13 protein-coding genes are annotated in these 14,728 nt (G+C 61.0%); 8 read left to right on the forward strand and 5 right to left on the reverse strand.

Annotated features, from left to right (window positions below; translation table 11 throughout):
- The first annotated feature begins 21 nt into the window (after nt 1-21).
- From NOM67_RS01550 to NOM67_RS01585, 8 genes are all read left to right on the forward strand, one after another.
- Nucleotides 22-1,038: an aspartate-semialdehyde dehydrogenase gene (locus tag NOM67_RS01550; RefSeq protein ID WP_156852009.1), complete on the forward strand. Its 1,017-nt coding sequence runs from the start codon at nt 22-24 to the stop codon at nt 1,036-1,038.
- 269 nt (nt 1,039-1,307) lie between these two features.
- A complete protein-coding gene (locus NOM67_RS01555; RefSeq protein WP_156852008.1) occupies nt 1,308-3,518 on the forward strand; it encodes a FimV/HubP family polar landmark protein in 2,211 nt (736 codons plus the stop codon).
- Nucleotides 3,519-3,678: 160 nt separating this feature from the next.
- Entirely contained in the window at nt 3,679-4,488 is an 810-nt protein-coding gene (gene truA / locus NOM67_RS01560; protein WP_033115966.1) for a tRNA pseudouridine(38-40) synthase TruA, read from the forward strand.
- A 119-nt stretch (nt 4,489-4,607) separates the two neighbouring features.
- A complete protein-coding gene (gene accD, locus NOM67_RS01565) occupies nt 4,608-5,471 on the forward strand; it encodes an acetyl-CoA carboxylase, carboxyltransferase subunit beta (protein WP_041209398.1) in 864 nt (287 codons plus the stop codon).
- 2 nt (nt 5,472-5,473) lie between these two features.
- A complete protein-coding gene (gene folC, locus NOM67_RS01570) occupies nt 5,474-6,733 on the forward strand; it encodes a bifunctional tetrahydrofolate synthase/dihydrofolate synthase (RefSeq protein WP_198037913.1) in 1,260 nt (419 codons plus the stop codon).
- Nucleotides 6,734-6,795: 62 nt separating this feature from the next.
- Entirely contained in the window at nt 6,796-7,596 is an 801-nt protein-coding gene (gene dedD, locus NOM67_RS01575) for a cell division protein DedD (protein WP_156852006.1), read from the forward strand.
- A 157-nt stretch (nt 7,597-7,753) separates the two neighbouring features.
- Complete coding sequence (locus tag NOM67_RS01580) at nt 7,754-8,071, forward strand: heavy metal-binding domain-containing protein (RefSeq protein ID WP_041209401.1); 318 nt, start codon at nt 7,754-7,756, stop codon at nt 8,069-8,071.
- A gap of 294 nt (nt 8,072-8,365) precedes the next feature.
- Nucleotides 8,366-8,968, forward strand: a complete 603-nt coding sequence (locus NOM67_RS01585) for a hypothetical protein (protein WP_255933295.1) — start codon at nt 8,366-8,368, stop codon at nt 8,966-8,968.
- 87 nt (nt 8,969-9,055) lie between these two features.
- Here NOM67_RS01585 and cysG read toward each other — a convergent pair whose 3' ends face one another.
- The 5 genes from cysG to NOM67_RS01610 all read right to left on the reverse strand — a co-directional run bounded on the left by cysG (nt 9,056) and on the right by NOM67_RS01610 (nt 14,579).
- Nucleotides 9,056-10,447: a siroheme synthase CysG gene (cysG, locus tag NOM67_RS01590; RefSeq protein WP_255933297.1), complete on the reverse strand. Its 1,392-nt coding sequence runs from the start codon at nt 10,445-10,447 to the stop codon at nt 9,056-9,058.
- A gap of 172 nt (nt 10,448-10,619) precedes the next feature.
- The gene (gene asrC / locus NOM67_RS01595) at nt 10,620-11,630 is read right to left on the reverse strand and encodes a sulfite reductase subunit C (protein WP_255933299.1); all 1,011 of its coding nucleotides are present in this window, start codon (nt 11,628-11,630) and stop codon (nt 10,620-10,622) included.
- Nucleotides 11,631-11,641: 11 nt separating this feature from the next.
- Nucleotides 11,642-12,481: an anaerobic sulfite reductase subunit AsrB gene (asrB, locus tag NOM67_RS01600; RefSeq protein ID WP_255933301.1), complete on the reverse strand. Its 840-nt coding sequence runs from the start codon at nt 12,479-12,481 to the stop codon at nt 11,642-11,644.
- A gap of 1 nt (nt 12,482) precedes the next feature.
- Complete coding sequence (asrA, locus tag NOM67_RS01605) at nt 12,483-13,541, reverse strand: anaerobic sulfite reductase subunit AsrA (RefSeq protein WP_255933303.1); 1,059 nt, start codon at nt 13,539-13,541, stop codon at nt 12,483-12,485.
- A gap of 195 nt (nt 13,542-13,736) precedes the next feature.
- On the reverse strand, nt 13,737-14,579 hold the full coding sequence (locus NOM67_RS01610; protein WP_255933305.1) for a patatin family protein: 843 nt from the start codon (nt 14,577-14,579) through the stop codon (nt 13,737-13,739).
- Nucleotides 14,580-14,728: the final 149 nt, after the last annotated feature.

Genomic DNA, 14,728 nt, shown 5'->3' on the forward strand with positions numbered 1-14,728 from the left:
GTTTTATTAGAGGAGAACAGAATGAGCCAGCAGTTTAATGTCGCGGTATTGGGCGCAAGTGGCGCCGTGGGCCAGGCCATGATCGAGATCCTGGAAGAGCGCGAGTTTCCGGTCGCTACGCTCTATCCGCTGGCTTCCAGCCGCAGCGCCGGTGAAACCGTGCGCTTTGATGGCAAGAATCTCGAGATCCTCGATGTCGAGGAGTTTGACTGGAGCCTGGTGCAGATTGCCCTGTTCTCTGCCGGGGCCGAGGTCTCTGCCAAGTGGGCACCGATTGCTGCCGAGCATGGCTGCATCGTCATCGACAACACCTCCTGCTTCCGTTACGACGAAGATATTCCGCTGGTGATCCCGGAAGTGAACCCGGATGCGCTGGCCGATTTTCGCAATCGCAACATCATCGCCAATCCCAACTGCTCCACCATCCAGATGCTGGTGGCCCTGAAGCCGCTGCATGACGAGGTGGGCATCGCCCGTATCAACGTCGCCACCTATCAGTCCGTCTCCGGCTCCGGCAAGGAGGGGGTGAGTGAACTGGCAGGCCAGACCGCCCAGCTGCTCAATGGTCGCCCGGTCGAGCCGACTCTCTACCCCCAGCAGATCGCGTTCAACCTGATCCCGCAGATCGATAGCTTCACCGACAACGGCTACACCCGGGAAGAGATGAAGATGGTGTGGGAGACCCAGAAGATCCTGGGGGATGCCAGCATTGCCGTGAACCCGACTTGCGTGCGGGTGCCGGTCTTCTACGGTCACTCCGAAGCGGTGCATGTCGAGCTGCACCAGCCGCTCGATGCCGAGCAGGTAAAGGATCTGCTGCGTGCAGCACCGGGCGTGACCCTGTTTGAAGAGGAAGGGGACTATCCGACACCGGTGCGTGATGCAACCGGCAAGGATGAAGTGCTGGTTGGCCGCATTCGTCAGGATATTTCTCACCCCAATGGTGTAAATATGTGGATCGTGGCCGATAACGTTCGTAAGGGTGCTGCCACCAACAGCGTCCAGATTGCCGAACTGCTGGTTCGCGACTACCTGTAAGGCCGTATGGCCAAGAGGGAGCACCGCAGGACGGCGGCGCTCCCTCTGAGCAAATAGTGTGGTGTGTGACCGGTACCGCACTGCGGTGTTGCAAGATTCTTTTGCGATATCAACTGATTAAGTTTTTTTCTACACTCAGAGGCAAGTTGGGTGCTAAATGTGTCGGACTGCTGGCTTGCAAGGCGAGCCTGATTTATATTGAACCGACTGTTTTGGGGTAACTATCCAGATTTTTCAATGTGATAGGGCCGTCATACGAAGGAACGAATATGGGACATTCCCGCATAACATTGGCAACGCTACTCGCATTGGGTCTGCTGGGCACCGTTCAGGCTGCAGATTCCTCACGGGAGCCGTTTTTTGTCGAACTGAAAGGCCCTGACGAGCCCGCACCACCCGCTGTCAACAGCCAGCCGCTGGCCCAGCCCGTCGCGCAGCCGGTTCGGGCAACCGCCCAGCCCATCGTCCGTCAGGTGGCAACCGCCAATCCCGCCAGCTATGGCCCGATTCGTCCTACCGATACCCTCTGGAGTCTGGCAAGCAAGTACCGTCCCTCCAGCCGCGTCAGCGTCTATCAGACCATGGTCGCGATCTACGAGAAAAACCCCCGCAGTTTTGCCGATGGCAATATCAACCATATTCTGGTGGGCTCGCGCATCCAGCTGCCCACCGCTGCCGAGGCGAGCGTCATCACCGATGCCGAGGCTCGTGCCAAGTTCCGCAGCGACAATGCCAGCTGGAAAGGGCTGAGCCCCAAATATCTGGCCAACAAACAGGCTCATACGGCTAAACCGGTCGCAGCAAAAGCCGCGCCAGCCAAGCCTGAAGTGGCCAAGGCAGAGCCAGCGAAGGCGGCGCCTGCTCCGCTGCCAGCCGCTAAAGCGGCGCCTATTCCTGCCCCTGTGGCCGAACCGAAACCGGCTGCCGAGACCAAGGTGGCTGACGCCAAGGAAGTGGCCAAGGTCAACGAGGCTCCGGCGAAAGAGGCCGTTGCCCCGGCCCCGAGTGCGGCAAGCGGTACCGCGCCTGCTCCGCTGCCCTCCGATCTGGACAAACCGGTTGGCAAACCTGCTACCGAGATGACCCTGGCGCTGGAAGATGCCAATGCCCAGCTCGCCCAGGTGACCGAGATGAACCACAGGCTCAAGCTGCGCCTGCAATCCCTGACCGAAGAGGTGGAGACCCTCAAGGCTCAGCTGCAGGATCAGACTGCACTGGAGAAAGAGATTGCCGAGCTCAAGGCCAAGCCGGTCCCGCCCGTGGTGGCCGAGCCCGAGCACAAGCAGAACTGGCTGATGGACTTGCTCTCCTCACCGCTCAATCTGGCGATGATCATTTTGCTGCCGGTGTTGCTGGTGCTGGCGCTGGTGACCCTCTGGCTGCGCGCCCGGGCCCGTCGTGAGCTGGAAGAGCAGGAGAAGAGCCTCTCTGAATCCACCGCAATGATGATGGATCAGGATCACAGCGAGTTTGATGATCTGCTCAGCGTCGATATCACCGACAACGAGCCGGAGCGTCCGCTGCCTGACCTCAACACCCCGGATGGCTTCATGCCGGTTGAGCCGGCGCCGAAGCCGGATGTCGAGCTGGTGTTCAGCGACGAGGGCGAGATGGATCTGCAGGGCTTCGAACCCGAGCGGATGCCTGCTGCTACCAGCAGTGACCCCGATCTGGTACCGGACCTTGATCTTGCCCATGACGAGCCGATAGCGCTTGCCAGTGAGCCAGCCATGGATCTGGCCAGCGAGTTCAATCCCAAGCCCAAAGGCGCCAACGAGATCATGAGCGAAGAGGAGCTGCAGGCTGCGCTCTTCGCCGAGCTGGACGCTGATCTTTCTGCCGATATCGAGCCGGAATTGAGTGCGCCGGCGCATGCTGAACCTGCCGATGATGACCTCGCCAGTTTCGATCTCAGCGATTTCGAAGGTGCCTTTGAGGAGCCGGCTGTCGAGATTGAGGATGAACATGCCATCGACCTGAGCCTGGATGGGGACGCCAGTGCTGACGAGATGCTGGCCGAGCTGGGTCTGGAGCCTGAACCGGTCAAGTCCAGGAAAGAGGCTGAAGCGGATCTGGAGTGGGATCCCAACGAAATGGCGCTCTCCGATTTCGAAGATGCCTTTACCGAGGTCGAATCGCACCCTGCCGATCTGCAACCCCGCGAGCAGGCGCAGGAGAGCGGTTACGTCGAGATCGACAAGCTGTTGGCGGAAGCGGATGCCAGCACATCGGAGCCGGAACCCTATCAGGGCTTCTCGCTGGATGTGGGGCTGGACGGTTTCCCCGAAGTGCTGCCGGAGTCTACCGGGTTTGATGTGGATGCCGATGATGGCGGCGTTGGTGCCAAGCTGGATCTGGCACGAGCCTACCTTGAAATCGACGACAAGGACAGTGCCCGCGAGCTGCTGCAAGAGGCGGCAGAGCAAGGGAGTGACCATCAGCGCGCCGAAGCGGAAAAACTGCTCAAGCGACTGGGATAATCCCATCATCCCGATGGACTTGAACGACAAGGGCAGCCAGCGGCTGCCCTTTTTACTTGTTGCCGTGGCTGGAGCTTGCGCGGATTTTGGGATTTTTGCCGCGAGATGCGTATAATCCGCCCCGTTTCTTTCACTGCTTTACCAAAAGACACCCTTATCCATGCGAATTGCCCTAGGTATTGAATATGACGGCAGCCGGTATTTCGGCTGGCAGCGTCAGCGAGAAGTGATCAGTGTGCAGGAGGAGCTGGAGAAAGCCCTCAGCCGGATCGCCAATCATCCGGTCTCCATCCAGTGCGCAGGACGCACCGATGCCGGTGTCCATGCCACCGGTCAGGTGATCCACTTCGATACCGATGCCAAGCGTGCCGAAGGGGCCTGGACTCTGGGTCTCAACTCCAACCTGCCGCCCGACATCGCCGTGCGCTGGGTCAAGGAGGTGGACGAGGAGTTCCACGCCCGCTTCAGCGCTACCGCCCGTCGCTACCGCTATGTCATCTACAACCACAACTACCGGCCGGCCATTCTCGGCAGCGGCGTCAGCCATTATCACGAGGCGATTGATGCCGAGCTGATGCATCAGGCCGGGCAGTGCCTGCTGGGTGAGCAGGATTTCAGCTCGTTCCGGGCCGTCGGTTGCCAGTCCAAGACGCCGTGGCGCAATGTGACGCACCTCTGCGTCAGCCGTCAGGGCCCCTATATCGTGCTCGATATCCGTGCCAATGCCTTTTTGCACCACATGGTGCGCAACATCACCGGCTCGCTGCTGCTGGTGGGGCAGGGGCTCAAACCGGTGGAGTGGGTAGCCGAGGTGCTGGCTGCCCGGGATCGCAATCTGGCCGGGCCAACTGCCAAAGCGGGTGGCCTCTATCTGGTCGATGTGGATTACCCGGCTGAACTGGCTCTGCCCCGGGTACCGCTTGGCCCGTTGTGGCTGCCGGACTCGGCACCGGGTACGACCAGTTTTTAGTAACTGCGCCCGAAAAATTGTGGTTTAATGACCCGTCATTTGTTGCCATCGAGCTATTAAGTCATTGAACAGACAAGGCTCGATGCGTTTTGTCAGGCACAAAAGCATTAAGGAATTCCATGAGCTGGCTTGAGAAGATTCTTCCCAAGAGCAAGATCACTGCCCCTCGTCGTCACAACATTCCGGAAGGGGTGTGGACCAAGTGCAGTGCTTGTGAACAGGTGCTCTACCGGGCAGAGTTGGAGCGCAATCTCGAAGTGTGCCCCAAGTGTGATCATCATATGCGCATCAGCGCTCGCGCCCGTCTCGAGAGTTTTCTCGACGAGCAGGGCCGCACCGAAGTCGGTGCCGAGCTGGAGCCTCATGATGTCTTGAAATTCAAGGATTCCAAGCGCTACAAGGATCGTTTGTCTGCCGCTCAGAAAGAGACGGGGGAGAAAGATGCGCTGGTGGTGATGAAAGGGACCCTCAAAGGGGTACCGGTTGTCGCCTGTTCGTTCGAGTTCTCCTTTATCGGTGGCTCCATGTCCTCCGTGGTCGGTGCCCGCTTCGTGCGCGCCGTTGAGGAGAGCATCAAGGAAGGTCGTGGTCTGGTCTGCTTCTCCGCTTCCGGCGGTGCCCGCATGCAGGAAGCGCTGTTCTCCCTGATGCAGATGGCCAAGACCAGTGCTGCACTGGATCGTCTCTCCAAAGCCGGCCTGCCCTATATCTCCGTGCTGACCGATCCCACCATGGGTGGCGTCTCCGCCAGTCTGGCCATGCTGGGCGACATCAACGTGGGCGAGCCCAAGGCGCTGATCGGTTTTGCCGGCCCGCGCGTTATCGAGCAGACTGTACGCGAGAAGCTGCCGGAAGGGTTCCAGCGCTCCGAATTCCTGCTGGAGAAGGGCGCCATCGATCTCATCATCGACCGCCGCGAAATGCGTAACCGTCTGGCCAGCTTGCTTGCCAAACTGATGAATACTCACGTCATCGCAGAGTGAAGATGAGTTCAAACATGCATCAATCCCAAAGCCGGTCGCTTGTCGACTGGCTTTCTTATTTGGAGCAGATCCATCCGGTCTCTATCGATATGGGGCTGGAGCGGGTCGGCACGGTTGCCCGTCGCATGGGGCTCACCCGATTGCCGTTCAAGGTGATCACGGTGGCGGGGACCAACGGCAAGGGCTCCAGCTGCGCCATGGCAGCCAGCATCCTGATGGCCGCCGGCTACCAGGTTGGCGTCTACTCCTCGCCCCATCTGCTGCGCTTTACCGAGCGGGTACGGGTCAACGGTCAGGAGCTGGCAGATAGCGATCACTGCGCCGCCTTTGCCGAAGTGGAAGCGGCGCGCGGCGAGATAGCGCTCACCTTCTTCGAGTTTGCGACCCTGGCCGGTTTGTGGCTCTTCTGCCGTGCCGCGCCCGATGTGCTGCTGCTGGAAGTCGGCTTGGGTGGTCGGCTCGATGCCACCAATGTGGTGGAGTCCGATGTCGCCATGATCACCTCCATTGCCCTCGATCACTGTGACTGGCTGGGTGATACCCGCGAGGCGGTGGCGGTGGAGAAAGCCGGGGTGTATCGCGCCGGCAAACCCGCCATCAGCGGCGAGCCCAATCCTCCTCTGAGCATCACGAGCGAGGCGGCGCGTATCGGCGCCAACCTGCGTCAGGTCGGTATCGATTTTCGTGGCGATGAGCACGAGAGCTGCTGGGATTATCATGGCTTCAATCAGTGGCGCGATCTGCCCAAACCGGCCCTGCCGCTGATGAATGCGGTGACCGTGCTGGCGGCGCTGGAATCTCTCGGCTTGCCGTTGCCGGAGTCTGCCATCCGCGACGGGCTGGCCAATGCCCGGCTGGCTGGCCGGATGCAGCAGCTGCAAAGCGCGCCGCTGGTCATCGTCGATGTGGCCCATAACCCCCATTCGGCCGCCTATCTGGCCGCCCAGCTGCACAAGATGCCCTGTGCGGGTGTGCGCCGCGCCGTGGTGGGCATGCTCAAGGACAAGGATATGGCGGGGTCGCTTGCCGAGCTCGATGGCCTGATTGGCGAGTGGTATCTGGCCAGCCTGACCGGCCCGCGGGCGGCAAGTGCGGCCCAGTTGGCACAGGCGCTTGGCTCCGGACAGGGGCCGGCGACGACCTTTGACAGCGTCGAGGCTGCCTATCAGGCTGCCTTGGCCGTATCGAGTCCTGACGATATGGTCATTGTGTTTGGTTCGTTTTACACTGTCGCCGATGTGCTGGCGGGGTTCGCCAGCTAGCCAGCCCCTCTTTGTCGGGGGCATGCCATGAATTGGATCAAGTAAAGGAAGTAGGAGTCAACTTGGCCTCGAAGTTTCAAAACCGTCTGGTGGGCACCGTTATTCTGGTGGCCCTGGTCGTTATTTTCCTGCCGGACCTGCTGGATGGTCACAAGCTGGCGCAAAAGGAGGAGGCGTTTGCCAAAATTCCGCTGCGTCCCGATCTTGAGCCAGCCAAGCCCGCGTTGCAGGTATCGGCGGCAAGCACGCTACCGGCCGAGCATCTGGCCAGCCAGCAGCAAGCCTCAGCCGCCCAGCAGTGGCAGGTGGAAGAGGTCGCCGACCCCATGACCCTCGGCAATCAGGGGAGTGCCGCCCAGCAGGCCGGTGCGCAGGTTGCCCAGCAGCCGGTGCAGCAGGCCGCGCCTGCCAAGCCGCAATCCAAGCCGGAAGTGGTCGCCAAGGCGCCGGTTGAACAACCCAAGCCGGCACCAAAACCGGTTCCGACCAAGCCGGTCGAGGTAGCCAAGGCGCCGACTCCTGCGCCAGCCAAACAGCAGGCAGGCCAGATCAAGTCCCTCGATGACCTTATCGAGAGCAAGATGAGCCAGCCGACCACGCCTGCGCCCGCCGCGGCACCGGCGCAGGGGAGCTGGATCCTCCAGCTCGGCGCGTTCAAGAACGTCGACAGTGTCAACGCTCTGGTGAGCAAGCTGCGTGCAGCCGGTTACTCGGCCCATACCTCGCCGCGCACACCGGTGCAGGGGCAGATCAACCGGGTCTTTATCGGGCCGGATGTCTCCAAGGCCAAGCTGCAGGGGATCCAGGGACAGATCTCCCAGATGACGGGGCTGAGCGGCTCGGTCGTCGCTTACAATCCCTGATTTTCATTGCACTCGCATCACAACACCGCGCCCGTCGCGGTGTTGTTTTATCTGGCTGTCGCTATTTTTAAGTCCCGCGTCGCAAAGGCCACCACCTGGTTGGGATTTGCGGGGAGTTGGGTTAGTCTGAGCCCTCTGTCACCCATAGGAGTTCAAGATGATCCTCTCGACAACCCCCACTCTGGAAGGCAAGAGCATTCGTGAATACCGCGGCATCGTGGTGGGCGAAGCCATCCTTGGCGCCAATATTTTCAAGGATCTCTTTGCCGGGATCCGCGACATTATCGGCGGTCGCTCCGGCGCCTACGAAAAAGAGCTGGCCCGTGCCCGCGAGATTGCCTTTGATGAGCTCAAGGAGCGCGCCTCTGCGCTGGGGGCCAATGCGGTGGTCGGCATCGATATCGACTACGAGGTGGTGGGGCAGAACGGCAGCATGCTGATGGTCAGCATCAGCGGCACCGCCGTGGTGGTTTGAGATAGCAAGCTTTTCCCCGCGCGCTGAACCCGCGTGTTGAACTGGCAAGCCGATAACCGGGTTATCGGCTTTTTTGTGCGCGACGCTTGATAACAGAGATGCCAGATCGGGGGATGATGAAGCTAGTTTTGAAATTAACATATTGATTTTGTTTATTTATAATTTTTCATAACTGGCTGGTGCGGGTTTTATTTTTTTTAACTGGGCCAGCTGTATCGGCTGGACTAGAGTTGTTGCCATCAGGACAACGACTCCTCATGGATGAACACCATATTTTCTTGAAGGCGTATCAAGATGCACAAAAAATCTGCTCTGCTGACTGTTATCACTCTGGCCATCGCTGCTTATGCTGGTAGCGCGGCGGCAACGGTTCCGAACTTTACCGCTGACTGCCCGATGAACATCAAGGTCAAGTCGCAGGATGGCAACGTCTATATCAACGGCAAAAAGGCCTCGCTGAAGACCAATGCCCCCAATGCCTACTCTGCCCAGAGCGGCAAGATCATGATCGGTATCAGCGCCGACTCCGCCACCAGCGAGCCGAGCATCGATTACGCCATCAAGCATGACAGCCGTGCCAACGGCATCTGCACCGTGCAATCCTGGTCGGCAGGCAAGGCCACCACACCGCCGATGGCCAAGGGGGATTCCCCCTATCAGGGCAAGTGGGTTGCCAAAAACAGCGGGACTGGCCAGACAGTGGCCGTCATCCGGGTGGATGGCAAGGAGCAGGTGTGGGTCAACGACGTCAAGGTCAAGGCCAAGCGTGCCGATGGGGCGCTGCAGTTCCGTCAGGGGATGATCCTCTACACCCTGCAGGGCGACCCGCGGGTGCGCGGTGAAAGTGAGTGGCTGGACAGTGACGCAGGCTCGACCGGTCCTATCTCCTTCGAATAAATCCGTTTTCCAATTGCGATAAAAGCGACGCAGGCCATGGCCTGCGTCGCTTTTTATTGGCCGCATGAAGGGGCGCGCTATGAGCGGTTACACCCCGGCCAGGGTATTGGCTTCACCATACCAGTCCAGTTTGTCAGCCAGGGTCACCACCGAACCGATGATGATGAGGCTCGGGCTCTCCACCTGAGTGGCCAGCAGCGCCAGCTGTTGCAGCTCGCCGCGCACCACCCGCTGTTGCAGGCGGGTGCCCTGTTCCACCAGCGCCACCGGGGTGTGGCCGGGCAGACCGTGGGTTTGCAGCTCGTCCTGAATGCGGCCAGCATGGGCCAGCCCCATGTAGAAGACCAGGGTCTGGCGGGGGGCTGCCAGCGCCGACCACTCCTGTGCGATATTGCCCTCCTTGTCGTGGCCGGTGATGAACTGTACCCGCTGAGCGTGATCACGGTGGGTGAGGGGAATGCCGCTGTAGGCGGCGCAGCCCGACGCTGCCGTGATGCCCGGCACCACCGAGAAGGGGATGCCCGCCTCGGCCAGGGTCTCCAGCTCTTCGCCACCCCGGCCAAAGATAAAGGGATCACCCCCTTTGAGCCTGACCACCTGTTTGCCAAGGCGAGCCTGCTCCAGCAACAGCTGGTTGATCGCCTGCTGGGGCACGCAGTGGCGACCCGCCTCCTTGCCGACAAAAATCCGCTCGGCATCCCGGCGCACAAGTGCCAGCACCTCCTGCGAGACCAGCCGGTCATAGACCACCACATCCGCCTGTTGCAGCTGTTGCAGACCGCTCAGGGTGAGCAGCCCCGCATCGCCCGGGCCGGCGCCCACCAGGGTGACGCTTCCCTTGCTCTGCGGTTGCTCATCGAGCAGCTCGGCAACGCTCTGCTCGGCAGCCTGTTGTTGGCCGCGGGCCAGCTGGCATGCCAGTCGCTCATGGCTAAAGAGCCGCTCCCAGAAGCGGCGGCGAGCCAGCTTGTTCGGTATGGCCTTGACCCGCTCGCGCAGCTTGCCCGCCAGCGCCGCGAGCTGGCCGAGGTGCTGCGGCAACATGGCCTCGAGCTTTTCCCGCAGCTGGCGGCTCAGCACCGGCGCCGAACCTGCGCTGGAGATGGCCACCATCAGCGGCGAGCGGTCAATGATGGCGGGCATGATGGCGCTGCAGTGGGCCGGAGAGTCCACCACGTTGCAGAAGATTTGGCGCAGGTTCGCTTCGTTGAAAACCTGATGATTGACCTCGGGCTGGTTGGTGGCGGCGATCACCAGCCACTTGCCATCGAGCAGCTCTGGGTGAAAGTCGGCGGCGCAGACGGTCAGCACTCCCTGCTCGGCCCAGCTCATCAGCTGGGGTTCGAGATGGGGTGCATTGATGGTCACCAGGGCTTTGGCATCGAGCAGCAGGCGCGCCTTGCGCACCGCGACTTCGCCACCACCGACGATAAGCACCGGCTTGTGTTGCAGCTGACAGAAGAGAGGGAGAAAGTCCATAACGGGCTCCGGATACGGGTCCGGCAGCAGCGGGCTGCGCAGGACGAAAAGAGGAGAATGCGTAGAAACGCAGTGAGAGGAAAAAGGGGGAAGCGTGATCCACGCCCGGGCCAACGACAGATCCCCACCGGTTGTCGGCCACTATGATCAGCTTCCCCAAACGAGGTTTTTCCTATTGCACCGCTTTGACATGCATGTTGGCGACGTACTGATCTTCGGCCCAGAAGATGCGGTCAGCGACCATGGCTTCCGGGTTGAGGGTGACGCCGTGCAGCACCCGCTCCTTGAACTTGTGATAACCGGCCCGGTCGATAAGGTGACCCATGTGCAGGTAGATGGGCTTGCCATCCAGCATCTCTGCCTCGAACTCGAACAGGTTCTTGATCACCGCATGCAGCACATCCTCGGTCACCCAGTTGAGGAACAGCTTGCCGGTACGGGGGGTCTTCTTGCTGGTGCGTCCCCCCAGCTTGACCATGTAGAGCTGCTTGGGATCCCGCTGCCAGGCGAGGGTCGGGCAGGCCAGCACGCACTCACCACAGCCGATGCATTTGCTCTCCTCCTTGACCGCCTTGCCATGCTTGATGGCGAGGCAATCCACCGCGTGGTGGCTGCACGCCTTGACGCAGGCGCCGCAGCCGATGCAGCGCTCGGCATTGAAGTGGATTTTGGCGATGCCGAGGATGCCGAAGTCGGCCATGTTGGCCTTGGCGCAGTCGTTGGGGCAGCCGGCGATCACCATCTTGAGGTGATAGGGGTTGGGGTAGAGGTGCTTCTCCATCCGCTGGGCCAGCCCGGTGCAGTCGATATTGCCCTTCTGGCAGATGGTGTTGCCCTGACAGGCGACGATGTTGCGCCCGCCGATGCTCTGGTAACCGGCTCGGGTGTCCTCTACCTCGATGCCGCAGGTCTCTACCTCAATCTCCCTGATAAAGGGCTCGAGGGCGGCATTGACCTTGTCCATGTCCTGATACTTGATGCCGGGCATCGCCAGCTTCTGGCGGGTGGTGAGGTGGATCAGGCCGTTGCCGTACTGTTCGGCAATCTGCTGGGCCACCGCCAGCAGGTGGGCGGGCATGATCCCGCCGGGAATGCGCACGCTGATCATCGCTTCGCCGCGCACCTTGGAGAGGCGGTATTCGTTCTTGGCGCGGGCCTTGATGATGTCGATATCTAGACTCATGGTGTTCTCCCTCAGTCGATCAGATACTGGGCCTGGTCAAAACGAAAGACCGGTCCATCCACGCAGATATAGGTGTCGCCCATCCGGCAGTGGCCACACTTGCCCACGGCGCAGGCCATGCGGCGTTCGTAATCGACCCAGATGCGATCCTTGGGGATGCCGCGCTCAAGCAGGGCGAGTACCACGAAACGGATCATGACGGGAGGGCCGACCACGATGGCCTGGATATCCTCGCTATCCGAGAGGTCCAGCTGGTCGATGTAGTCGGTGACCCGGCCGATGCGAAACTGCTCGTTCTCCTCACCCTCATCCAGCGTGACGATGAGGTTCTGGCGCTCGGCCCAGAGCGGCATCTCGTGGCGATAGAGCACCGCCTGCTCGTTCTTGAAGCCGAGGATCATGTCGAGGGACTTCACCTGTTCCGGGTGTTTGCTGAAGCGACGCAGCAGCCCCTTGACCGGGGCGACGCCGGTGCCGCCCGCCACCACGATGAGGTGCTGGTTGCGATAGGCCTCGAGCGGGTAGCCGTTGCCGTGGACGCCGCGCATCCACACCTTGTCGCCCACATCGAGGGCAAACAGCGCATCGGTCACCTTGCCGACCTTGCGGATCAACAGATCCACATAGCCATCGCCATAGTCGGAGACCGAGATGGGCGCTTCGCCGACAGTGGGCAGGGAGATCTCCACAAACTGGCCGTAGTGGACATCAAAGTCGCGGGAGACCCGAAAGTTCCACTCCAGCTCGGTGTGGCGCTCGATGGCCAGAATGGTGTAGGCCTTGGGCAACAAGCGGTTTTCGACCACCTCCTGCTGCGGTTCTGCTGTTGCGGTTTGCTGGCACTGGCACATATCAGTTCGCCCCCTGCGCGTGGTCGGCCGCGATGGTCTGTTCGACCACATCGGTCATCTTGTTGATGATGTTGCTAAAGGAGATGTAGTGAGGGCAGCGATCGTCGCAGCGGCCGCAGCCGACGCACATGTGCTCCTCCCCCTGACGGGCCTTGTAGTCGTTGACCTTGTGCAGGGCGCGATAACGCAGGCGTTCGCCATGCTTGGCGCGAAAACCGTGGCCACCGGCCATGTCGCTGAAGCCATCCACCATGCAACTGGCCCACTGGCGACGGCGCTCGCCCTGCTTGGGGTTCTCCGCATAGGTGAGGTCGTGCACGCTGTAGCAGCTGCAGGTCGGGCAGGAGGTGGTGCAGCGGCCGCAGCCGATGCAGCGGCTGTCATACTCGGCCCAGATAGAATGGGTGGTGAGGATCTGGCGGATCCGCTGCGGGTCGTCACAGACGCTGTCCGGGGTGTGCACCTTGACCGGGTTGCTCTGGACAAATTCCGGGGTGAAGTCGTCGGATTCACCCAGTTCGGTAAAGTAGCCGAGCAGATCGGGATTCTTCACCTCGATTCGGGCACCCTCATCGCTCAGACGAATGGCGGCGGCGTAGTCTTGGGTCTCATTGCTGCCCATGGAGACGCAGAAGCAGTTCTCGAAGCTCTCGCGGCACTCCAGCAGCACCAGCTTGAGCTTGCTGCGCAGCCGGGCGTAGTAGACGTCGCTGTTCTGGCCGTTCTTGAGATAGACCTGATCCAGCCTGCGCAGGGCGTGGATATCGCAGCTGCGCAAGAACAGCAGGGTGGGCTTGGCCTCCACCTTCGATTCGCGCAGCTCCAGATTGTCGAAGTGGAACAGGGTCTGGGTGATGGGGAGCACCACCTCTTTCGGGGAGAAGTGGGACTTCTCCTGCCACACCAGTTCGGCCGGATGGCGGATGCTGTGGTAGGTGACGTTGTCGGTGTCGGAGAAGCGACCGCCCCGATATTCGGCCGCAGGGGCCATGATCCGGTAATCGGGTAACAGCCGCTCGAACAGCTGCGCCAGCGCGGGCTGGGTGAGAAGAAACGACATAAATAAACACCTTGTCTTGGGGTGACATGCCTTGGCATTGCAAGGGGCGTGTCTGTCCCGGTATTGACTAGCCGGGAGAGCTGGGCAGCTTTCCCGCGGTCCGGTTTATGACTCATCTTGTTCAACTGACCCGATGGTTATTGTGTTGGCGGCGCGTGCGTCGCGGCAGGTCGGGTCATGCCTGTAAAGCTGTTATCAATTGAGCAGGGCGGCCTGATAGCCGGCGCACTTGCCCATCACGTATCCCATCTCCAGCTTGTTGATATCGCGGGTAAAACGGGACACGGGGAAGTAGTCGGCCGGGGCGATCACCTCGATCTGGCAATCAGCGGGCGGATTGGCGATGAAATCAAGCGCCTCGTTGTAGCTGCGATCCCGCTGCTCCAGCGCCTGTGCCAGCGCGGGGTGAGTCTTGAGCAGGGTGCGGATCATCCAGGGGAAGGGCATCGGCTTGAGCCGGTAGCCCAGCGGCTCGGAGAGGATCACCGTCATCTGGCGGGCGCCGCGGCGGTAGGCTTCGATCACCGGGATGGAGTCGGCGACGCCACCATCGGTCATCGGCACCCCGTGCACCTCGGGATATTCGCGAGAGGCGAGGGGAATGGCGCAGCTGGCGGGCAGCACCTCATTCATGTTCTCCGGCTTGACCCGGATGTACTCTGCCTTGCCAGTCAGGGCATTGGTCACCACCGCATAGAAGGGGATGCCGCTCTCCCGATAGCGATGGATATCGAGGGGGTATTTGCGGCAGCTGGTGTGCCAGAGCCAGTGGATATCCACCAGATTGCCCCCCTTGGCAAAACGCAGCGGGTCGAGAAACTCCGGGGTGCAGGCCAGCTCGGTCAGGATGTCGTGGCTGCGGCCATGCTGGCTGGCGAGATAGGCCAACAGGTTGGTCGCGCCGGCCGAGACGCCGATGGCGAAGTCGAAGGGGCGGTAGTCACGTTCGATAAATGCATCCAGCACGCCGCTGGCAAATATGCCGCGCATGGCGCCACCTTCAACAACCAGAGCTGTGGGGGATGCGGTTCTGTTCATGACGGGGTCCTCATTGAAATCGGCGTTGCAAGAGTGTCGGTCGGCGGCAAGTTTCAAGCCTGCCCGGGCGACCATTCTGGCTGCCAGCCGGGGCTGGCTATCGCAATGAGGTCATTCTAGGAGCGCTGTTTTGTTTAGAATATCTGTTA

Source organism: Aeromonas sp. SG16 (genome assembly GCF_024436135.1).
Taxonomy (GTDB): domain Bacteria; phylum Pseudomonadota; class Gammaproteobacteria; order Enterobacterales; family Aeromonadaceae; genus Aeromonas; species Aeromonas jandaei.

Bases quoted from the DNA above. Each gene is read 5' to 3' on its own strand.
- NOM67_RS01550 (WP_156852009.1), top strand. From the start codon at position 22: ATGAGCCAGCAGTTTAATGTCGCGGTATTGGGCGCAAGTGGCGCCGTG.
- NOM67_RS01555 (WP_156852008.1), top strand. From the start codon at position 1,308: ATGGGACATTCCCGCATAACATTGGCAACGCTACTCGCATTGGGTCTG.
- truA (WP_033115966.1), top strand. From the start codon at position 3,679: ATGCGAATTGCCCTAGGTATTGAATATGACGGCAGCCGGTATTTCGGC.
- accD (WP_041209398.1), top strand. From the start codon at position 4,608: ATGAGCTGGCTTGAGAAGATTCTTCCCAAGAGCAAGATCACTGCCCCT.
- folC (WP_198037913.1), top strand. From the start codon at position 5,474: ATGAGTTCAAACATGCATCAATCCCAAAGCCGGTCGCTTGTCGACTGG.
- NOM67_RS01580 (WP_041209401.1), top strand. From the start codon at position 7,754: ATGATCCTCTCGACAACCCCCACTCTGGAAGGCAAGAGCATTCGTGAA.
- NOM67_RS01585 (WP_255933295.1), top strand. From the start codon at position 8,366: ATGCACAAAAAATCTGCTCTGCTGACTGTTATCACTCTGGCCATCGCT.
- cysG (WP_255933297.1), bottom strand. From the start codon at position 10,447: ATGGACTTTCTCCCTCTCTTCTGTCAGCTGCAACACAAGCCGGTGCTT.
- asrC (WP_255933299.1), bottom strand. From the start codon at position 11,630: ATGAGTCTAGATATCGACATCATCAAGGCCCGCGCCAAGAACGAATAC.
- asrB (WP_255933301.1), bottom strand. From the start codon at position 12,481: ATGTGCCAGTGCCAGCAAACCGCAACAGCAGAACCGCAGCAGGAGGTG.
- asrA (WP_255933303.1), bottom strand. From the start codon at position 13,541: ATGTCGTTTCTTCTCACCCAGCCCGCGCTGGCGCAGCTGTTCGAGCGG.
- NOM67_RS01610 (WP_255933305.1), bottom strand. From the start codon at position 14,579: ATGAACAGAACCGCATCCCCCACAGCTCTGGTTGTTGAAGGTGGCGCC.